We start from the raw sequence: 19576 nt of genomic DNA on the forward strand, positions 1-19576 counted from the left end.
TTACTTGTACTTATCCTTGCGGATTTTTTGCTCTAAGAAATCCATTACTGCAATCGCTTTAGCTTTAGTCCCAGCAATGGATGGAGAGGTCACATAGCGACCCTGCATCACAATAGTTGGTACGCCATCAATACGATAGGTGTCAGCCATCTGTCTTGCAGCACGGGCTTTAGACACAACAGCAAATGAACGGTAAGTAGCCAAGAAAGTATTGCGATCAATACCTTGGGAAGCGACCCAATCAGCAATCTCATTTTCAGTCATGAGACGCTTATTTTCTTTATGCATGGCATACATGACTTTGTCATTCATCGCCTCGCCCTTACCCATAGCCTCTAAGGCATAGAACAGCTGGCTGTGAGGCATGAAGTCATCACGAAAGGCAACAGGTACTTTACGGAAGGTGACGTCTTTTGGTTGGCGCTTGAGCCATGCACTGAGCTCGGGCTCAAAGTCATAGCAATGCGGGCAACCGTACCAAAAAAACTCGATGACCTCAACCTTGTTCTTAGACTCAACTGGTTGAGGGATAGGAAGAATGCGGTAATCAAAACCCTCTTCAATCTTAGGGCTTTGCGCACTAGCAATGCCTGAGAATGAAACCGCCAAACTCAGAATAGTGGCAGATAAAAAAGTTCTCTTTGATTTAGATAATGTAATCATGATTTACTAGATTTGATAACGTTTGGTTTAATGCCCATACTATTTAACTTATCTCGCACGGGATTGCTTTCTTCAACACTGTTATACGGACCCACACGAACACGCCATAGTGTGTTGCCCTCACTTGTGATCTCACTTAATTGAGACTGAATACCCTGAATAGCTAAACTGGCTTTTTGAGCATCTGCATCCGCGCGCTTATTAAATGCGCCAACTTGCAAGAAATAAATTGCATCAGATTTTGCGACAGGGGCTGGAGGCGCTTCAGCAGGCTTCTTACCATTAGCTAAATCAGCAATTGGGTCTGAGGTATCGGCGGCAGGTGCTGCAGACTTACCTTGTAAAGGTTTATTCAAATCTAGCGGCTCTGCGGGGGCAGCAGCTTCACCTTCAGCAGGCGCTGGTCCTGATTTAATGGTTAAGGGAAGATTGGGGGCTCTCACTCCAGGGCGCTCTTGGGGCGTGTTTTTTGAGAGGTAAAAAGCGATCACAAAAGCAACACCCAAGCCAACCCCAAGCCCTAAGATAAAGCCAAGGATAGTGCCACCATACTCTGAGCTCGTAGATTGAGTCTTTGGAGTGAAGCTGGCGTGTTGATTGTCTTTTTTCATCGTGTCCCCATCCTTCTTTTTACTTCTTAAGCGCTAACGAGTCCTACAGCCTACATCTTAGCGGGTGCTGATACACCTAATACTTTTAATCCATTTTCAAGCACTTGGCGAGTCGCCGATAGCAATGCAAGACGAGCTAATTTCAATGCAGGGTCATCCACCAAAACGCGGTCTGCGTTATAGAAGGTATGGAAATCTCCCGCCAAATCACGCAAGTAGAAAGCCAATGCATGTGGAGCTAAATCTGCCGCTGCATCAGTGAGCATTTCTGGATATTCAGCTAGACGACGCAAGAGATGATCTGAGGCTTTACTTTGTAGCAGGGAAAGATCCGCGCCCTTCAGGTCAGAAACCTGACCACCCCATTGAGTCAAGATGGAGCAAATGCGCGCATGAGCGTATTGCACATAGAACACGGGGTTCTCATCATTTTGCTGTAAAGCCAAATCAACATCAAATACAAACTCCGTATCAGCTTTGCGGGAGATGAGGAAAAAACGTACTGCATCACGTCCACGCTGTAGCGCAAGCTCACGTTCATCAGGAGTCATCTCTGGCGTAACACCGCCGGACCACTCAACCAAGTCACGCACAGTCACATAAGAACCTGCACGCTTAGAAATTTTGACTTCCTCGCCATGGCGCATCACAGTCACCATCTTGTGAAGCACATACTCGGGGTAGGTTTTCGGAATCCCCCAACCGCGCTTCTGAGCTACACCTTGTAAGCCTGAGCGTACGCGAGCGATCGTGCCATGGTGATCACTACCTTGGATGTTAATCACTTTTTCAAAGCCACGATTCCATTTGCTGGTGTGATAGGCAACATCAGGCACGAAGTAGGTGAAGCTACCATCAGACTTTCTCATGACGCGATCTTTATCATCGCCATCGTCGGTTGTCTTTAGCCAAAGCGCGCCTTCAGACTCATAGGTCTTACCAATACTCTGTAGCTCGTCGACAATTTTTGCAACACTACCATCGGTATACAAAGAAGACTCTAGGTAATAGCAATCAAACTTGACGCCAAATGTTTTCAGATCGATATCTTGTTCATTGCGCAAATACGCCACGGCAAATTGACGAATAGCCTCAATATCATCTTTATATTCAGATGAAGCCTTAAAAGCAGCGGCAATTTCCGCAATGTATTCACCGTTATAAGCACTCTCTGGCCAAGCAGCATCGCCTGGCTTAAGCCCGTTTAATCGAGCCTGTACTGAGAGAGCTAAATTCGCAATCTGTACACCAGCGTCGTTGTAATAAAACTCGCGGTGCACCTTAATACCTTGAGTTGCCAATAAGTTTGCCAAGGCATCGCCGAGTGCAGCCTGACGGCCATGACCAACGTGTAGTGGTCCAGTGGGATTGGCAGACACAAACTCAATCATGGCGCTGGAGACTGGGGCTACTTCTGGAGCTAACTGACCAAACTGGGGTCCTGCCGTGAGGACCTCTTGCACCACCGCAGTTTTAGCCGCATTACTCAGGCGGAAGTTAATAAATCCAGGGCCCGCGATTTCGCATGAAGCAATAAGGTCACCATAGCCGGGTTGCTGTTCCAAACGCTCAACCAGTGCTTGCGCCAGTTCCCTGGGATTTAGTTTCCAAGCCTTAGAAAGCTGGAGGGCAATGTTACAAGCAACATCACCATGGTCTACCGCCTTAGGGCGCTCTAAACGAGGTATTGGGGCGTCACCCAAACCACGCTCCTGAGCCAAACCCTGGAGGGCAGCGCTCAGCATTTCAATTAAACGATTTTTATTAGTTAACAACATAGATAAGTGAGTTTATCAGGTGGTAAGCTATCGAAATGATCTATCAATTTCGCTCCAAAGCGGGTCCTGACGTCATCATGCTGGCCGATCTGACCCAGCGAATCTTTGATATTTTGGGTCGCCCATTAGAGCCCAGAGGTATTTTGACGGTTGAGCAACTGCCAACCCTCATCATCGCCTTAGAAACAGCCATCCTCAAAGATTTGGAAGATCGGGCTAAAAGCAATACAGCCGATCAAGAAAATACTGAAAAACCGAAGCTTGCCGATAGACTGGGGCAGCGCGCCTATCCCTTTCTGGAACTTATGAAGCAGGCTAAAGCCAAGGATGAACCGGTGATGTGGGGGGTTTAAACCCCAGCACCCCACTCCAGTACGGCAGACTAGTCGATTGAACTTGCTAGTTGGCGGCGGATGTCTTCAATAGACTCATTACGACGCTTAGCAAGATCTTCAATTTGATCCGTTGACAGCTTACCCACATTGAAATAACGCGCATCTGGATGGGCAAGGTAAAAACCGCTGACGCTGGAAGCCGGATTCATAGCCATCGATTCGGTCAATGTCATACCAATATCTTCTGAGCCAATCACACGCAATAAGTCTTTTTTAACTTCATGGGCAGGACAGGCTGGATACCCTGGCGCCGGACGGATGCCGCGATACTCCTCATTGATCATTTGATCATTTGTCAAAATCTCATCGGTCGCATATCCCCAAAGATCAGTACGAACACGGTGATGCATTAATTCTGCAAATGCTTCCGCTAAACGGTCGGCCAAAGATTGCAGCATGATTGCGCTGTAGTCATCATGCTTTGCATGAAACTCAGCCACTTTTTTCTCAACACCGTGACCAGTCGTAACAGCAAAGCAGCCAAGGTAATCAGCCACATTGGAATCTTTTGGTGCCACATAATCCGCCAAGCAACGATTAGGTCGACGAACGCCGTCGACTACGGGGCGCTCAGACTGCTGACGTAAGTTATGCCAAACAAATAATGGGTGCTCACGAGATTCATCGCTGTACAAGACAATGTCATCACCTATCGTGTTTGCTGGATAGAACGCTACTACAGCATCAGCTTGCAACCATTGGCCTTTGATTAATTTATCAAGAAGCGCCTGGCCATCTGCAAATACTTTACGAGCCTCTACGCCAACGATTTCATCATCCAAGATGGCTGGGAACTTACCAGCTAAATCCCAAGTTTGGAAGAATGGTGTCCAGTCAATATATTTAGCAATATCACTTAAAGCGAAATTCTTAAAAACGCGGCGGCCAACAAACTTAGGCTTCTCAGGCACATAATTAGCCCAATCAATCAGCTCTCGATTCTTGCGTGCAGCCTCTAAAGAGATGGTTGGTGATGCTTTCTTATTGGCATGCTGTTCACGAATACGCACATAGTCATCGCGTAAGTCTTGAATAAATTTCTTAGCACTCTCATCAGATAGCAAGCTAGATGCTACTGATACAGATCGGGATGCATCGGGTACATAGACCACAGGGCCATCATAGTGTGGCGCAATCTTCACAGCAGTATGAACGCGTGAAGTTGTCGCGCCACCAATCATCAATGGGATTTGACGCTCACGGAAATAGTCATCACGCTGCATCTCTTGAGCAACATAAGTCATCTCTTCTAAAGACGGCGTAATCAAGCCAGAAAGGCCAACGATGTCCGCTTTTTCTTCTTTCGCGCGCTTCAGAATTTCTGCACAAGGTACCATCACGCCCATATTGGCAACTTCAAAGTTATTACATTGCAGCACCACTGTCACAATGTTTTTACCGATATCGTGCACGTCACCTTTAACAGTTGCCATCACAATCTTGCCTTTGGCTTTGGCTTCGCCACCAGAGGCAATATGCAGGCGTTTTTCTTCCTCAATATAGGGAATCAAAATAGCCACTGCTTGCTTCATCACACGCGCACTCTTAACCACTTGAGGCAAGAACATCTTGCCGGCTCCAAACAAATCGCCGACGACATTCATTCCGTCCATCAGAGGGCCTTCAATCACCTCGATCGGACGACCGCCCGCACCCATAATTTGCGCGCGCAGCTCTTCTGTATCTTCTTCAATGAAAGTGGTGATGCCATGCACCAAAGCATGGGTTAAACGTTCACGCACTGGGGCTTCACGCCACGCCAGGTTCTCTACCTGCTTGGCGCCACCGCCCTTAAATTGATCAGCAATATCTAGCAAGCGCTCCGTTGGCGTCTTACCGTCTTTTTCTTTAAAGCGATTGAGTACCACGTCTTCAACACGCTCGCGCAACTCAGGATCTAGATCTGCATAAACGCCCAGCTGGCCTGCATTGACGATACCCATGTCCATACCCGCCTGAATGGCGTGATACAGGAATACCGTATGAATAGCTTCACGCACACGATCGTTACCGCGGAACGAGAAGCTAACGTTGGAGACGCCACCACTGACCTTCGCGCCCGGCAGGTTTTCTTTAATCCAGCGAGTCGCATTAATGAAATCTACTGCGTAGTTGTCATGTTCTTCAATACCAGTCGCAATGGCAAAGATATTGGGGTCAAAAATAATGTCTTCTGCTGGAAAGCCAATCTCATTCACAAGAATTTGATAGCAGCGCTGACAAATTTCAGTCTTGCGCTTAAAGGTATCAGCTTGACCCACCTCATCAAATGCCATCACTACAGAAGCTGCGCCGTAACGGCGAATCAAACGTGCTTGCTTTCTGAAGGGCTCTTCACCCTCTTTCAGTGAGATCGAATTAACAATCGGCTTACCTTGAATACATTTCAGGCCTGCCTCGATCACACTCCATTTAGAGGAATCGATCATGATTGGCACACGAGCAATATCAGGTTCTGAAGCAATCAAATTCAAGAAGCGCGTCATCGCCGCTTCAGAATCTAACATCGCCTCATCCATATTGATGTCAATCACTTGAGCACCATTCTCAACTTGCTGTCTTGCAACCACCAAGGCTTCATCAAATTGATTATTCAAAATCATGCGTGCAAATGCTTTAGAGCCCGTCACGTTAGTACGCTCACCAATATTCACAAAGCCGACATCAGCTGTGACATTGAAAGGCTCTAAGCCTGAAAGCTTCATCGACGGCATTGTCTTTGTTGTCTTGCTCATGCCGACACCTCCGCGCTCTCACGATAGAATGCGCGTGGCTTGCGCTTAGCAACTGCGTTCGCAATCGCACGAATATGATCTGGTGTCGTTCCACAGCAACCGCCTACGAGATTAACTAAACCATCTTTTGCAAAACCATCAACAAGGCTAGAAGTAATTTCTGGGGTCTCATCAAATCCAGTGTCACTCATCGGATTAGGCAAGCCGGCATTGGGATAGCAAGATACTGCGGCATCACAAATACGAGCAAGCTCAGCAATATAAGGGCGCATGAGCGCTGCACCTAAAGCGCAGTTCAAACCAAAGGTCAGAGGCTTGATATGGCGCAAGCTATTCCAAAACGCTTCGACTGTTTGACCCGACAAGATACGACCAGAAGCGTCAGTGACTGTTCCAGAAATCATCACCGGCAAACGCTCGCCAGTCTCTTCAAAAAATTCATCCAACGCAAACAATGCAGCTTTAGCATTCAGTGTGTCAAAAATTGTTTCAACTAAAAATAAATCAACGCCGCCTTCAAAGAGACCTTCGATCTGCTCGCGATAAGAGAGACGTAATGCATCAAAGGTGACATTGCGCGCACCTGGATCGTTTACATCCGGAGAAATACTTGCTGTCTTTGGAGTGGGTCCAATTGCGCCTGCTGCAAAACGTGGCTTATCTGGAGTGGAATGTTTTTCACATGCAGCACGCGCCAATTGAGCAGAGATGACATTCATCTCACGCGCCAAGCCTGCCATTTTGTAATCTTCTTGCGCAACCGAAGTGGCGCCAAAAGTATTGGTCTCAATAATGTCTGCGCCTGCGTCTAAATATTGCTCATGAATCTTGCTGATGATTTGAGGCTGAGTCAGGACCAAGAGTTCGTTATTGCCCTTAATATCGCCAGGATGAGCCTCAAAGCGCTTGTTGGCTGGCAATCCACGGTAATCTGCCTCATTGAGCTTGTATTGCTGAATCATGGTGCCCATAGCGCCATCCAAAATCAGAATGCGCTGCTTCAGTAGCTCGGGAAGTGCCTGACCACGGGTGTAAGGCTGGGATAAACCATTAGATTGCATTGCTTAACCGGGATTAATCTCTAGAATCTCTTATTGTATTGGCAATAAGCCACTTTTATCTGACCCCGGAGCCCCATATGTTTGGAACTATCCCTGAATTCAATCAAAGCCTTGAAATGATGAAAACCATGTGGGGACAAGCGGCTGGTGGGCAAACTCCAGGCCAATTCCCCTTCACTACAGATGCCTCTAAGGCTGCCGGGGGGTTCGGCTCCGCATTTCCAGGGCTAGATACCGATGAGCTAGAAAAGCGCATCAAGGACCTGAAAAGCGTTGAAAACTGGCTAAACCTCAATCTCAACATCTTGAAGTCCACTATTCAGGGCCTAGAAGTACAACACGCCACCATGATGGCACTCAAATCCTTTGGAGATGCCGTTTCAGCAACCGCTGCCGCCGCTACTGGATCTTCTGAAGAATCTGAAACAAAGGCTGCTAAACCACGCAAAACCGCAACACGCCGTCGTCGCAAAGCTGGCGACTCAACTTTCCTCGACGAAGTAGGTAATTCAGATGAGCAATAGCCTCACCCATGGCAAATGTCATTTGGTGAATATCTAATTCACGCTTAAATAAAACCGGCACGATCTCACGAGCAGTTGCCGGTTTTTTACATGCACCAAGCGTTTCTGCCAAACGATCATCGTGATGGGCTTTTAGCTGATCAATTCGCGGCTTCATTCCTGTAAATGGCTTGCCATGTGATGGCAAGACTAGAGTGTTATCGGGGAGTGGGAGATATCGATCTAATGAGCTGAGATACAAACCCAAAGGATCAGCATCTGGATCGGCATCGTAAACACTGACATTAGTGGAAATCCGTGGCAACAACATATCCCCAGAAATCAACACACCGAGATCCTTGCAAAATAGTGAAGCATGCTCCGGTGCGTGACCAAACCCCATGATCACTTGCCACTCATGCCCACCAATCAAAATCATTTCACCATCGATGATGCGACGATATTGCCGCGGCACGCCTGGGACCATATTGCTGTAGTAGTTTGATCGCGCCCGAATTTTTTCTAAATCCTCTGGGGCAATGAGTCCATGCTTTTGAAAGTGATCTGCAGAACCACCGCCGCCAGCACGTGCACCAACTGCAGCACCGCCCTCTTTGTGGCTCAGCCATTGCGCAGTTAAATAATCCGTCATAGAAATCCAAAGCGGTGCATTCCATTTTTCGCAGAGCCATTGAGAGAGCCCTACGTGATCTGGATGCATATGAGTCACGATCACCCTCAGCACTGGCAAGCCTTCTAGCTGAGTAGCAAATATCTGATCCCAGGCTACTTTCGTCTCTTCGTTGGCAATGCCACAATCCACAATCGTCCAACCTTGAACACCTTCAAACTGATCACGCAGTAGCCATAAGTTAATGTGATCCAAAGCAAACGGTAGGCGCATTCTCAACCAACGTACGCCAGGCGCGACCTCCATTGAGATACCCACTTCCGGCAAAGCATCGGCTAAGGGATAATGAATAGAACTCAGATCGCTGGATTGGTTTTTGGTATTCATCTATTTCTACTCTAGGTTTACTTTGACAACAGTTTCATCACCTTGCATTAACTGGTGCAACATTAACCCTGAAAATGGTTTCTGTCGTGGTTGCTATCGCACGCTTACTGAAATTGCTGATTGGTCTGAACTCTCTAATCCTGAAAAGCTTGAGGTCTGGGCAAAATTGGAAACGCGCAAACCTCAAGCACCGCAGTAAATATTGCTAATTAGCAATTACTTATTTACATCTACGATTAAACGGCCACGCACATTTCCGGCCATCAGCTCTGCAGCATATTTAATGGATTCCTCCAAGCTAATTTCATGAGAGATCTCTTCTAAAGTTTTAAGATCAACTAGCTTACTCAATTGCTCATAGGCAGCAATACGTTTGGCTTTTGGGACTGTTACGCTATTGATGCCATACAAAGTCACACCGCGCAAAATAAATGGTGCCACGGTTGAGGGAAAATCCATTCCCTGCGCAAGGCCACAGGCAGCAACTGCGCCATCACTTTTGGTTTGCGCACAAGCATTAGCCAAGGTATGACTACCAACGCTATCCACTACCGCTGCCCAACGCTCTTTTGCCAACGGCTTCCCAGGCGCTGACAGTGCAGCACGATCAATCACTTCACTTGCACCTAATTTCTTCAAGTAATCAGCCTCGGACATACGCCCAGTACTGGCAACAACCGTAAATCCTAATTTACTCAACAGAGTAATAGCAAAGCTACCCACTCCACCCGCTGCACCAGTGACCAATACCTCTCCATCACTAGGCTTCAAGCCATGCTTTTGCAATGCCATCACACACAGCATTGCGGTATAGCCAGCAGTACCAATAGCCAGGGCCTGCTTAGCAGTAAACCCTTTTGGCAAGGGAATGAGCCACTCTGACTTCACGCGCGCTTGTTGAGCCAATCCACCCCAATGACCTTCGCCAACACCCCAGCCATTTAGTAGCACCATATCCCCAGCCTTAAATTCTGGGCTAGCACTCTCCAAGACTTCTCCTGCGAAATCAATTCCGGGAACCATAGGAAAGCTACGCACCACCGGACCTTTCCCAGTAATCGCTAAACCGTCTTTGTAATTTAGAGTGGAATAGAGCACCTTCACTCTGACATCCCCCTCGGGCAGGCTGGCCTCATCAACCTGAGTTAGCTCAGCCCGATAACCGCGATCATCCTTATTTACCAAAATAGCGTTAAACATGTCTCTTCCTTTTAAATGCGCTGCATTCCCCGCAGCAAATGCGTAATAGGTTTATCCTAACGAGCATTGCTGATTATGGAGGCTTCCATGAAAAAAATTCTACTATTAACTACGATTTCTGGCTTAGTGTTGGCCGGCTGCTCATCGAGCCAAATTAATATGTCTATGGGCAATATGCGCTTAATCAGCTCCAGCGCCTCCCCACAAGATGTGATGGATTTTGCTAATACGACTTGTAAGAATGACTTTTACCAAGGTGCAAGCTTCCTTTCAAAGGCGGGGAAGGAATATCGCTTTAAATGCGTCAAAGCTGAAGAGAACGAAATCCTGACCCCGATTCCCGGCACAACCATCCCCGCTGAAGCTCCAGCTCCAGCAGCAGCAAAGTAATTAATTAATCAAGAAAGCTAGATGGCCCCATTTACCTCCCAAGAGCTCCGCAAAGGCTTTTCCTCCTTTGCTACAGGGGTCACAGTTATCACCTGTCTAGATGCGGCCCAGAACGCGCACGGCATCACTATTAGCTCATTCAATACAGTTTCGCTAGAGCCGCCACTCATTTTGTGGAGCCTAAAGAAACATTCACGCCTGATGCCCAATTTTGAAGTGGGTCATAAACAGTTAATTCATGTACTTGAGCGTTCGCAGGAAGCCATGGCAATGCACTTTGCTACCGTCAAAGAGAATCAGTTTGTTAGCATTCCGCACAAGATTGCAGCAAGTGGCCTCACTCAAATTGAAGGGTGCTCAGCCTACTTTGAATGCGAAACTGTTTCAGTCCACACTGGTGGCGATCACAACATCATTGTTGCTAAAGTACGCAACCTGAAGCACATTCCAGAGCGTCATCCGCTGATATTTGCTCATAGCCAATTTATGGGATTAGATTCATCACTTTAAAAATAGGGGCTCACATGATGCGCTTATGGGGAAGAAAAAGTTCTATTAATGTGCAAAAGGTATTGTGGTGCCTTGCAGAACTAGGACTTGAGGAAGGCAAAGATTTTGAACGCATAGACGCCGGCCTTCATTTTGGAATTAATCACACCCCTGAATTTCTAACACTCAATCCCAATGGTTTGGTGCCCACCTTAGAAGACGGCGATCTTGTGCTCTGGGAGTCCAATACCATTTTGCGATATCTGGTTCGTCAGTACGATCCGTCAAAACGCTTAACAAGCACTATTGCCGCGCAGTATCAGTCGGAGAAGTGGATGGACTGGCAACTGGGAACTATGTGGCCACCATTACGAGTTGCATTCCTAGGGCTCACTCGTACTCCGGAAGCTGATCGTAACTATGAGCTAATTCAGGGTTCGTATCAAGAGGCGGATGCATTGCTAGCATTACTTGATCAGACCTTAGAAAAATATACTTACTGCGCTGGCGAACAATTCAGTGTCGGAGATATTCCATTAGCCTTATGTGTCAGTCGATGGGTCTTGCTACAAGAAACCTTTCCTGAACAAACTGGGCCACGTTCAGATTTACGCAATATTGATAAATGGATGAAACGGATTGAACTAGAAACGCAATACAAGATCGTGAAACAAAAAGAGCTCAATATAGTGAAGTAAGGTAAGGACTCAAATTAAAAAGGGTGAACTCAGTTCACCCTTTTTCTTTGGCACTCCAGTAAAAATATTACTGTTGCTTAAATTTCTTCTGATGGTGATCTGCGCCAATAAACAAGTACATTGCTGGCACCACAAAGAGCGTAAACAAAGTGCCAATCGACAAACCCGTAAAGATTACGATACCCATAGATTGACGGCCAGCAGCACCTGCACCAGATGCAATCACCAAGGGAACAACACCCAGCACCATTGCCGCAGTTGTCATCAAGATCGGGCGCAAACGCACGCTACTAGCTTCAACGATGGCATCTAACTTACTGCGACCAGCTTCCTGCAACTCATTAGCAAATTCCACAATCAAAATACCGTGCTTACTAATTAACCCCATTAGCGTGACCAGTCCAACCTGGGTATACACATTCAAAGTTGTGAATCCCAAATTAATAAAGATCAATGCACCAAACAAGGCGAGCGGCACTGAAACCAAAATCACAATCGGATCGCGGAAGCTTTCAAACTGTGCAGCTAAGACCAAGAATACGATCAAGATAGCAAAGAACATTGTTACCAAGAAACCACCAGACTCCGCCATAAACTGACGGGATGGGCCGGCGTAATCCATGGTGTAACCATTGGGCGCCACTTCCTTCAAAGTTTGACGCATGAACTCGAGCAAATCTGCCTGAGAAATAAATGGTGTACTCACACCAGAAATCGTTGCGGAGTTCAACTGCTGAAAGTGATTAATAGATTGCGGAACCACTTTTTGCTTAATTGTTGCTATGGTGCGCGCCTGAATCATCTGCCCACTTGGAGTGCGTATGTAGTAATCCAAGATTTGATCTGGGTTGAGACGATCCACCTGCTTGACTTGTGGGATAACGCGATAGGAGCGACCAGCGACAGAGAAGTAATTGACATAACCGCCACCCAGGGCAGCAGAGAGGGCGCTACCCACTTGCTGCTGGGTCATTCCCAGTGCAGCGACTTTCTCACGATCAATTTCTAAAACATCTTGCGGCTTATCAATCTTCAAATCCGAATCCACGAAGAAGAAATTGCCGCTACGACGCGCTTTATCCAGCACCGCTTGAGATACTTCATTAAGTTGCTCATAAGACTCAGTGGTATTAATAACTACCTGAACAGGTAAGCCCTGTGCGCCTGGTAAAGCCGGGAACTGGAAGGCTGCTACACGAGCACCGGCGATCGAATTCCACTTACTTTGCATATCTTCCTGAAACTTCGTGGCATTACGACTGCGTTGATCCCAATCCTTGAGCAATACACCACCGAAACTACTGGTTGGGCTAGTGATCTGAAACATCTGCTCATATTCAGGCTCTGCTGCTGATATTTGATAAATCTGATCAGCATAAGTCTGCATTTGATTGACCGTACTGTTCGGCGGGCCTGAAGCCTGCATCAACACAATGCCCTGGTCTTCTGTTGGCGCTAATTCAGCGCGAGCAGTAGCGTAGAGATAGGCCACTCCTCCCAGCAAAATCACACCCATCACAATGATGACCTGCCAGGTGCTCAGGAGCTCACGCAAAGTGGATTGATAGCTGTGGTGCACCTTATCAAAAATGCGATCGATCTTTTGTACAAACGATGAAGCTTCTTGCTCTTCAGTAAAGATCCGTGAACACATCATCGGTGAAAGCGTCAATGCAATCAATCCCGATACTGCGACTGCACTTGCTAAAGTAAAGGCAAACTCGGTAAAGAGCGCTCCCGTTAAACCGCCCTGGAAGCCAATCGGGATATAAACCGCAATCAATACAATCGTCATTGCCAAAATTGGGCCGCCCAACTCGCGCGCAGCAATTAAGGAGGCCTCGAGCGGAGATTTACCTTCCTTCATATGACGGTCAACGTTCTCAACCACAATAATGGCATCGTCGACCACCAAACCAATCGCCAATACCAAGGCAAGTAGTGTCAGCAAATTAATGGAATAGCCTAATACTTGCATTAAGAAGAATGTGCCAATCAATGAGAGTGGCATCGCAATCACGGGTACAGCAACTGCGCGTGCGCTTCCTAGGAAAAGATAAATCACCACTGTCACAATTAACAGCGCTTCCAATAGGGTGGCCACCACCTCATCAATTGAAGTAGTAATGAACTTAGTCGAGTCATAAACCACTTTGCCCGACATACCAGTTGGCAACTGCTTCTGAATATCTGGCACTACAGCACGAACACGCTCTGCCACATCAAGCAAGTTCGCCTGAGGTGCCACCTTGATGGCAATAAATACTGAGCGCTTGCCACTAAATGCGACATTCGTGTTGTAGTCCTCCGACCCCATGCTCACGGTCGCCACTTGATCTAAATAGACAATATTGATGCCATCTTTTTTGACAACCAATTTGCGGAACTCATCGAGCGTGTGTAGATCTGTACCGGCCACTAAATCGACAGCAACCATATCACCCTTAGTACTACCTACTGCGGATAAGTAGTTATTGGCTGCCATGGCGCTATAAACATCATCGGCACCCACACCAAGGCCAGCCATCTTCTCGCGATCAAGCCAAGCACGCAGAGCAAACTTTCTTCCACCAGTGATTTCAGCATTTTGGACGCCATCAACGGCATCCAGCTTCGGTTTAACCACCCGCAACAAGTAATCGGTAATCGCATTATTCGGAATGTCATCGCTATAAAAGCCCATGTACATTGCCGCAGTAGACTGGCCAATTTGCACAGTCAATACGGGTTGCTGAGCTTGCGGTGGTAACTGATTCTTAACCGAACTAATCTGTGTCTGGATCTGTGTCAGCGCAGCATTGGAGTCGTAATTGAGCTTGAGAGTCGCGGTAATGGTCGAGAGGCCACTCACACTCATCGAGGATAAATAGTCGATACCTTGAGACTGAGCAATCGCCGTCTCTAGTGGCTGCGTAATAAAACCTGCAATCGTCTCTGGATCAGCGCCATAGTAAGCCGTTGTAATGGTGACAATCGCATTTTGGGTTTGCGGGTATTGGTTGACTGGCAAAGAACCAACCGCTTTCAAACCAAACACCAAGACAAGCGCACTCACTACCAGTGAGAGCACTGGCCTACGAATAAATATGTCAGTCCAATTCATCTAGGACTTATTCCTGTGGCTGTGGGTTTGGTGAATTCGATGGCAACACCTTGTTATTCACAATCAGCGGTGTGCCATTCTTCAACTTAAGTTGGCCACTAGTAACAACCGTGTCCCCCTCTTCAACCCCTTTGAGAATTGCAACTTGATCGCCTCGCGTTAGTCCTGTGGTTACAAAGACTTGTTGTGCCTCAAGCGTAGGTTTGCCCTGTTTATCTTTTTTGCCAGTTGGCTTGGCAATAAATACTGTCGAACCATACGGGTTATAAGTCACAGCAGTTTGAGGCAATGTCAGTAACTTCACTTCATCACCCAGCTTAATATTCACGTTAGCAAACATGCCTGGCAAAATCTTTTTATCTGGATTGGCCAGCTGGGCTTCAATCTGAATATTGCGCGTATTGGTATCCACTTTAGGACTCACGGCAGTAACCTTGCCAGTAAAGCTTGCACCCTTGAATGCATCCGTTGTCACCACAATTTCTTGTCCAACCTGAATCTGCTCAGCATTACTCTGGGGGAGATTGAAATCTACAAAAATAGGGTCTAAGGTTTGGAGGGTGAGCAACTTATCGCCTGGATTAACGTACTGACCAGGGTTAATCATCACGATACCGACGCGTCCACTGAAGGGGGCTTTTAAATTCTTCTTGGCCACTAGAGCAGTTTGCTGTTCTACCTGAGCCTGCTTGGACTTAGCATCAGCTTTACTAGTGTCAAATACGTTCTTACTAATCGCCTGAATCTCTAGCTGCTGTCTATCACGCTCATTAATTACCTTGGCTAAATCTGCCAAGGCTTTTAAAGAATTCAATTGGGCAATGTCTGATGCGTCATTTAATTTAATTAACAACTCACCCTCTTTAACATCCATGCCGGATTTAATGGGTACGTTTTGAACCAAGCCACCAATTTCAGTGCTGAGCTCTACCCCTCTAAACGCACGCACATTTCCAACGCTAGATAACTTGGGTTGCCATGCTGTTGTTTCGACCACCATCGTAGAAACCGTTGCAGGCGGTAAACCCATACCCGCAATGAAATGCTTAATCATGAAGGTCTTGAGTTGATTGAATCCAAAGATCAAGCCCAATAATAAAAATACGCCACACAACATAATGGTCATGCGTCGACCCAAGGGGGTCATAGACTGCAGTTTGGCGTTAGCTTTACTGCGCTGGAAGCGTTCGCGCAAACGTGCCCAGAATCCTTTTACCTTTTCCCAAAGCGCAACGAGTCTCTCGCGAAGTTTCCACTCAACTGCCTTCGCACATATCCAAGTCCACAAGGCAAGTGCTGCTGCCGTTACCTTGGTTTTAATTGTTTCCAGAAGTTTCATTTTGATCTTTGTTCGCTATGGCTTTTGGTTGAAAGGCTGGGCCGGTGCGATTCCACCAGCCGCCGCCTAGTGCTGCAAATAATGCTGCTGTGTCAGAGAATCGAGTTGCTTGCGCAGAAACCGATTTGACTTTAGCAATTTGATATTGATTTTGATAATAGAGAACGGCCAAGTAACTTGCAGTGCCCAACTTATATTGCTGCTGTACTAACTCTAAAGTTTCATAAGCGTAACGCTCTGCATCTGATGCAGACTTCAATGCTTGAGCACCGGTCTCTAGAGCGCGCAAGGCATCTGCCACTTCTTGAAAGGCTTTCAGCACGGTGGCTTGGTATTGGTAAACCGCTTGCTCGTAATTCGCAATAGCACCACGACGTTGCGCCAATAATTGTCCACCCTGAAAGAGCGGCTGAAATATACCGCCGGCAATAGACCATAGAGTTGCGTTCGGCCCAAATAGAGCCGCACTAGTCAACGCTGCGGAACCAATTGCACCAGTGATATTAAATTGCGGTAATAAATTGGCAGTAGCCACACCCACCAAAGCATTCGTAGCCTTGAGCTGTGCTTCTGCAGCACGTACGTCCGGGCGTTGGCGCACAAGACTCGATGGCACTGAAAGCGGCAGCTTCTCTGGCAAATGCAAAGACTTCAAGTCAAACTTAGTGATGTTGGCATTACTAGGGAGCTCCCCAACTAATACGGCCAACTGATTGCGTGCAAAGGAAAGGTTGCGCTCATAGGTAAATAAATCCACTTGGGAGTTAGATACCAAAGTTCTTTGTGATGTCACATCCACTCGAGAAACTGTACCAATCGCCAATTGCTTCTCTGTTACTTCGGCTAAATTCGTTTGCGCCTTCAGAATTTCTTCTGTGGCCTGCATCTGTGCGCGCAAAGCAGCTTCGCGTACTGCACCAGTAACGATGTTAGCTGTCAGAGAAAGGTATGCGCCTTCTAGCTGGAACTGTGCAATCTCTGCTTGCGCTCTTGCACCTTCAACTGCACGACGCGCACCACCAAAAACATCAAGCTTATAGGTGACGTTTACGGAAGCGTTGTAGAGATTGTATGTATCGGAGCCATAAGGCAAGCCATAGATGGCAGAAGGTTGTAGCTGACGTGTCACGCCGCCACCTAAACCAATGGCAGGGAAATACTGCCCACCAATTTGTGCGCTAACATTTTCTTGGCTCGCACGCAGGGCAGCATCAGCTGCGCCTAAATTTGGGTTTTGTTGCAAAGCTTTTTTAATCAATACATCTAGCTCAGGAGATTTAAATAATTCCCACCACTGAGCCTCAATATCAGCGCCTTCAATAAATTCTTGATCCGTTCCACCAGGCACTCCAGGCGCAGTGGCCAACTTTTGTGAAAGTGTAGTTTCGGTATACCCAGATGTATTGGGAGCATCGGGCTGCTTGAAGTCTGGCCCTACCGCGCATGCAGAAAGAAATCCCGCAAAAATAAGCGGAAGCCAACGCAAACTAGAGAAATCTTTGGAGCCAAACATGAACGGTGACAAATATCCTTTTCTACAGTAGATATTTGAACACACTTTTCTAATCGAGTCTGTGTAACACCTTGATTTGACTAATAAATTTTTGTACACAGCTGCGCGTAGAAGTCAAACAGATTTTTTATACCCCAACCCTATTCTTCTTAGGCGATTCTTCCAAAGCTTCCGCTGTTGAAATCTTGCATTGCTTGAGCAATCTCTTCTTTAGTATTCATGACAAATGGGCCATACCCAACAATAGGTTCATTAATCGGCTCCCCACTCAGCAGCAAAGCAATAGAGTCCTCAAGCACATTGAATTGAATATCTTGGCCCTGATTACTAAACATCAGCATCTGAGCATCTTTAGCAACCACGCCCTCACCAGCCTCAACTGCGCCCTTCAAAACAACTAGGGAAGCATTCCAGCCTTCAGACACAGGAATGCTTGCCGAACCCCTTTTTAACTTCAGGTCAATCACATTCAGAGGCGTGAAGGTGCTAGCTGGTCCTGTATGACCATAAAACTCTCCAGCAATAATGCGCGCTTGCCCTGCGCCATTACTCAAATCCGTTACAGGAATCTGTTTATCCAAAATGGCTTGATAAGCTGGCTTAGTCATTTTGAGCTGTGCTGGCAAATTCACCCAGAGCTGCACCATCTCCAAAGTTCCGCCGCTTCTGGCAAAACTTTCTGAGTGAAACTCTTCATGCAAGATCCCAGAGCCGGCAGTCATCCACTGCACATCGCCAGCGCCAATAACACCGCCCTGACCCGTTGAATCTTTATGCGCTACTTCACCTTCATAAACAATGGTGACTGTTTCAAAACCGCGATGAGGGTGTGAGCCCACACCCTTGCGCTCAGTTGTGGAGGGGAACTCTGCTGGACCTGCATAGTCCAATATCAAGAATGGGCTCATTTGCTTGCCCAGGTCTTGATAGAAAAACAAGGTGCGCACAGGAAAGCCATCGCCAACCCAGTGACCCTGATCATTGCCTCGTATACCAATGAGTTTTTTCATCATTCCCCCAGTTTTTCAGAAAATAAATTCTTACTTCGCTTTTAGTTCGCCAGCAATCTTTGCAATACGCTCGCCGTAGAGACGTGCGGTTTCTAAGTCGCCTACATTCACTTCATCAGCACTTGCATCTGAAGGTGTTTGCATCATTGCGCCAGCAGATGAACCAACATAGTTCACATCATCACGCTTCGCTGCTTTGGAATTCGAAGGCATCAAACCAGTACCAACCCAAACACCTGAATGCTGCATTGCTAGGGTGAAGAAGTAATGCAAGGTGGAATGCTTATCTCCGTTCATGGTGGCAGAGTTGGTAAAGCCACCAAATACTTTATCTTTCCACTGTTGTGAAAACCATTGCTTAGAGCTAGCATCAGCGAATTTCTTAAACTGCCAGCTCACAGTACCCATATAGGTTGGTGAGCCAAATACGATGGCATCGGCAGTGTTTAGGGTTTCCCACTGCGCATCTGTAATATTGCCTTCAGCATCAATGGCTATCAGGGTTCCATTGGCACCCTTAGCAAGAGCTTCAGCTTGTTTAACTGTGTGGCCATAACCACTGTGAAATACAACGGCTACTTTAGTCATGATCTTTCCTTTGAAAAATTGTTTTAACTTCTTTTAAAACTGTGACTGCTTGTTCAATATCTTTTTTACTTAACTTCACGAAAGCTTTCCCAAGATATTCCACATGCTCCGGAAATACCTTCTTAAATAATTTGTCACCACTCTTTGATAAACCGATCTTGTAACTGCGACCATCCTCGACATTTAGAAACTTTTCAATCAAGCCTTTTGTCTCGAGCCTTTCCAAAACACCAGTCATGGTGCCTTTTGAGACGAGAGTCTTCTCGCCTAATTCCTTACAAGTCATTGGTGGCTGGTTACCCAAGGTCGCAACAATATCGAACTGGGTAGTAGTTAAACCCATCTCTTTAATATGCGCCGCAGAATATGCCTCAAATGCCTGATATGCCTGAACCAATTCCTTAACTAGCCTTAGATGACTCATTAAATATTCTCAAATTAGTCTGTATGCGTACTAGTTTAGTACTAGTTCGTACTAATTA

Annotated in this window: 19 protein-coding genes; 6 read left to right on the top strand and 13 right to left on the bottom strand. The window is 46.8% G+C overall.

Features of this window, described 5'->3' with window-relative positions:
• Genes A2X74_RS03160 through argS form a run of 3 tightly spaced genes read right to left on the bottom strand, consistent with a single transcriptional unit; the run spans window position 1 to window position 3052 of the window.
• A complete protein-coding gene (locus tag A2X74_RS03160) occupies window positions 1-663 on the bottom strand; it encodes a thiol:disulfide interchange protein DsbA/DsbL (RefSeq protein ID WP_293628145.1) in 663 nt (220 codons plus the stop codon).
• Window positions 660-1274, bottom strand: coding sequence for an SPOR domain-containing protein (locus A2X74_RS03165; protein WP_293628143.1), 615 nt, complete (start codon window positions 1272-1274; stop codon window positions 660-662). The genes A2X74_RS03160 and A2X74_RS03165 overlap by 4 nt, the downstream gene beginning before the upstream one ends.
• A gap of 50 nt (window positions 1275-1324) precedes the next feature.
• The gene (gene argS / locus A2X74_RS03170; RefSeq protein ID WP_293628141.1) at window positions 1325-3052 is read right to left on the bottom strand and encodes an arginine--tRNA ligase; all 1728 of its coding nucleotides are present in this window, start codon (window positions 3050-3052) and stop codon (window positions 1325-1327) included.
• Between the two features lie 35 nt (window positions 3053-3087).
• Between argS and A2X74_RS03175 the strand changes: the two genes are divergently transcribed.
• Window positions 3088-3405 (top strand): DUF1840 domain-containing protein, encoded by a 318-nt coding sequence (locus A2X74_RS03175; RefSeq protein WP_293628139.1) that lies wholly within the window; start codon window positions 3088-3090, stop codon window positions 3403-3405.
• 29 nt (window positions 3406-3434) lie between these two features.
• On the opposite strand, the gene metH is transcribed toward A2X74_RS03175, so the two are convergent.
• Together metH and A2X74_RS03185 are read right to left on the bottom strand one after the other, a co-directional pair.
• A complete protein-coding gene (metH, locus tag A2X74_RS03180; protein WP_293628137.1) occupies window positions 3435-6182 on the bottom strand; it encodes a methionine synthase in 2748 nt (915 codons plus the stop codon).
• Complete coding sequence (locus A2X74_RS03185; RefSeq protein WP_293628135.1) at window positions 6179-7243, bottom strand: homocysteine S-methyltransferase family protein; 1065 nt, start codon at window positions 7241-7243, stop codon at window positions 6179-6181. The genes metH and A2X74_RS03185 overlap by 4 nt, the downstream gene beginning before the upstream one ends.
• Window positions 7244-7320: 77 nt before the next feature.
• Here A2X74_RS03185 and A2X74_RS03190 point away from each other — a divergent pair, with 77 nt between their 5' ends.
• On the top strand, window positions 7321-7767 hold the full coding sequence (locus A2X74_RS03190) for a PhaM family polyhydroxyalkanoate granule multifunctional regulatory protein (protein ID WP_293628133.1): 447 nt from the start codon (window positions 7321-7323) through the stop codon (window positions 7765-7767).
• Here the strand turns inward: A2X74_RS03190 and A2X74_RS03195 are convergent.
• Window positions 7679-8764 (bottom strand): MBL fold metallo-hydrolase, encoded by a 1086-nt coding sequence (locus tag A2X74_RS03195; RefSeq protein WP_293628131.1) that lies wholly within the window; start codon window positions 8762-8764, stop codon window positions 7679-7681. The genes A2X74_RS03190 and A2X74_RS03195 overlap by 89 nt on opposite strands.
• Window positions 8765-8786: 22 nt before the next feature.
• Between A2X74_RS03195 and A2X74_RS03200 the strand changes: the two genes are divergently transcribed.
• On the top strand, window positions 8787-8963 hold the full coding sequence (locus tag A2X74_RS03200; protein WP_293628129.1) for a DUF1289 domain-containing protein: 177 nt from the start codon (window positions 8787-8789) through the stop codon (window positions 8961-8963).
• Window positions 8964-8980: 17 nt separating this feature from the next.
• Here A2X74_RS03200 and A2X74_RS03205 read toward each other — a convergent pair whose 3' ends face one another.
• On the bottom strand, window positions 8981-9964 hold the full coding sequence (locus A2X74_RS03205) for an MDR family oxidoreductase (protein WP_293628127.1): 984 nt from the start codon (window positions 9962-9964) through the stop codon (window positions 8981-8983).
• A gap of 87 nt (window positions 9965-10051) precedes the next feature.
• On the opposite strand from A2X74_RS03205, the gene A2X74_RS03210 reads away from it, so the two are divergent.
• Genes A2X74_RS03210 through A2X74_RS03220 form a run of 3 tightly spaced genes read left to right on the top strand, consistent with a single transcriptional unit; the run spans window position 10052 to window position 11541 of the window.
• Window positions 10052-10354 carry a hypothetical protein gene (locus tag A2X74_RS03210; RefSeq protein WP_293628125.1) on the top strand — a complete coding sequence of 101 codons (303 nt, stop codon included), beginning with the start codon at window positions 10052-10054 and terminating at the stop codon, window positions 10352-10354.
• Between the two features lie 21 nt (window positions 10355-10375).
• Window positions 10376-10864, top strand: coding sequence for a flavin reductase family protein (locus tag A2X74_RS03215; RefSeq protein ID WP_293628123.1), 489 nt, complete (start codon window positions 10376-10378; stop codon window positions 10862-10864).
• A 14-nt stretch (window positions 10865-10878) separates the two neighbouring features.
• Window positions 10879-11541: a glutathione S-transferase N-terminal domain-containing protein gene (locus A2X74_RS03220; RefSeq protein WP_293628121.1), complete on the top strand. Its 663-nt coding sequence runs from the start codon at window positions 10879-10881 to the stop codon at window positions 11539-11541.
• A gap of 67 nt (window positions 11542-11608) precedes the next feature.
• On the opposite strand, the gene A2X74_RS03225 is transcribed toward A2X74_RS03220, so the two are convergent.
• The 6 genes from A2X74_RS03225 to A2X74_RS03250 all read right to left on the bottom strand — a co-directional run bounded on the left by A2X74_RS03225 (window position 11609) and on the right by A2X74_RS03250 (window position 19518).
• The gene (locus A2X74_RS03225) at window positions 11609-14644 is read right to left on the bottom strand and encodes an efflux RND transporter permease subunit (RefSeq protein WP_293628119.1); all 3036 of its coding nucleotides are present in this window, start codon (window positions 14642-14644) and stop codon (window positions 11609-11611) included.
• Between the two features lie 7 nt (window positions 14645-14651).
• Window positions 14652-15791 (bottom strand): efflux RND transporter periplasmic adaptor subunit, encoded by a 1140-nt coding sequence (locus tag A2X74_RS03230; protein ID WP_293628578.1) that lies wholly within the window; start codon window positions 15789-15791, stop codon window positions 14652-14654.
• A gap of 169 nt (window positions 15792-15960) precedes the next feature.
• Complete coding sequence (locus tag A2X74_RS03235; RefSeq protein WP_293628117.1) at window positions 15961-17496, bottom strand: efflux transporter outer membrane subunit; 1536 nt, start codon at window positions 17494-17496, stop codon at window positions 15961-15963.
• A 149-nt stretch (window positions 17497-17645) separates the two neighbouring features.
• Window positions 17646-18506, bottom strand: coding sequence for a pirin family protein (locus A2X74_RS03240; protein WP_293628115.1), 861 nt, complete (start codon window positions 18504-18506; stop codon window positions 17646-17648).
• Between the two features lie 30 nt (window positions 18507-18536).
• A complete protein-coding gene (locus A2X74_RS03245) occupies window positions 18537-19094 on the bottom strand; it encodes a flavodoxin family protein (protein WP_293628113.1) in 558 nt (185 codons plus the stop codon).
• Entirely contained in the window at window positions 19087-19518 is a 432-nt protein-coding gene (locus A2X74_RS03250) for a MarR family transcriptional regulator (RefSeq protein WP_293628111.1), read from the bottom strand. The genes A2X74_RS03245 and A2X74_RS03250 overlap by 8 nt, the downstream gene beginning before the upstream one ends.
• Window positions 19519-19576: the final 58 nt, after the last annotated feature.

The organism is Polynucleobacter sp. GWA2_45_21 (assembly GCF_001830325.1).
Taxonomy (GTDB): domain Bacteria; phylum Pseudomonadota; class Gammaproteobacteria; order Burkholderiales; family Burkholderiaceae; genus Polynucleobacter.

Coding starts and splice junctions, on each gene's coding strand:
- A2X74_RS03160 (WP_293628145.1), bottom strand. CDS start 663: ATGATTACATTATCTAAATCAAAGAGAACTTTTTTATCTGCCACTATT.
- A2X74_RS03165 (WP_293628143.1), bottom strand. CDS start 1,274: ATGAAAAAAGACAATCAACACGCCAGCTTCACTCCAAAGACTCAATCT.
- argS (WP_293628141.1), bottom strand. CDS start 3,052: ATGTTGTTAACTAATAAAAATCGTTTAATTGAAATGCTGAGCGCTGCC.
- A2X74_RS03175 (WP_293628139.1), top strand. CDS start 3,088: ATGATCTATCAATTTCGCTCCAAAGCGGGTCCTGACGTCATCATGCTG.
- metH (WP_293628137.1), bottom strand. CDS start 6,182: ATGAGCAAGACAACAAAGACAATGCCGTCGATGAAGCTTTCAGGCTTA.
- A2X74_RS03185 (WP_293628135.1), bottom strand. CDS start 7,243: ATGCAATCTAATGGTTTATCCCAGCCTTACACCCGTGGTCAGGCACTT.
- A2X74_RS03190 (WP_293628133.1), top strand. CDS start 7,321: ATGTTTGGAACTATCCCTGAATTCAATCAAAGCCTTGAAATGATGAAA.
- A2X74_RS03195 (WP_293628131.1), bottom strand. CDS start 8,764: ATGAATACCAAAAACCAATCCAGCGATCTGAGTTCTATTCATTATCCC.
- A2X74_RS03205 (WP_293628127.1), bottom strand. CDS start 9,964: ATGTTTAACGCTATTTTGGTAAATAAGGATGATCGCGGTTATCGGGCT.
- A2X74_RS03210 (WP_293628125.1), top strand. CDS start 10,052: ATGAAAAAAATTCTACTATTAACTACGATTTCTGGCTTAGTGTTGGCC.
- A2X74_RS03215 (WP_293628123.1), top strand. CDS start 10,376: ATGGCCCCATTTACCTCCCAAGAGCTCCGCAAAGGCTTTTCCTCCTTT.
- A2X74_RS03220 (WP_293628121.1), top strand. CDS start 10,879: ATGATGCGCTTATGGGGAAGAAAAAGTTCTATTAATGTGCAAAAGGTA.
- A2X74_RS03225 (WP_293628119.1), bottom strand. CDS start 14,644: ATGAATTGGACTGACATATTTATTCGTAGGCCAGTGCTCTCACTGGTA.
- A2X74_RS03230 (WP_293628578.1), bottom strand. CDS start 15,791: ATGACCCCCTTGGGTCGACGCATGACCATTATGTTGTGTGGCGTATTT.
- A2X74_RS03235 (WP_293628117.1), bottom strand. CDS start 17,496: ATGTTTGGCTCCAAAGATTTCTCTAGTTTGCGTTGGCTTCCGCTTATT.
- A2X74_RS03240 (WP_293628115.1), bottom strand. CDS start 18,506: ATGAAAAAACTCATTGGTATACGAGGCAATGATCAGGGTCACTGGGTT.
- A2X74_RS03245 (WP_293628113.1), bottom strand. CDS start 19,094: ATGACTAAAGTAGCCGTTGTATTTCACAGTGGTTATGGCCACACAGTT.
- A2X74_RS03250 (WP_293628111.1), bottom strand. CDS start 19,518: ATGAGTCATCTAAGGCTAGTTAAGGAATTGGTTCAGGCATATCAGGCA.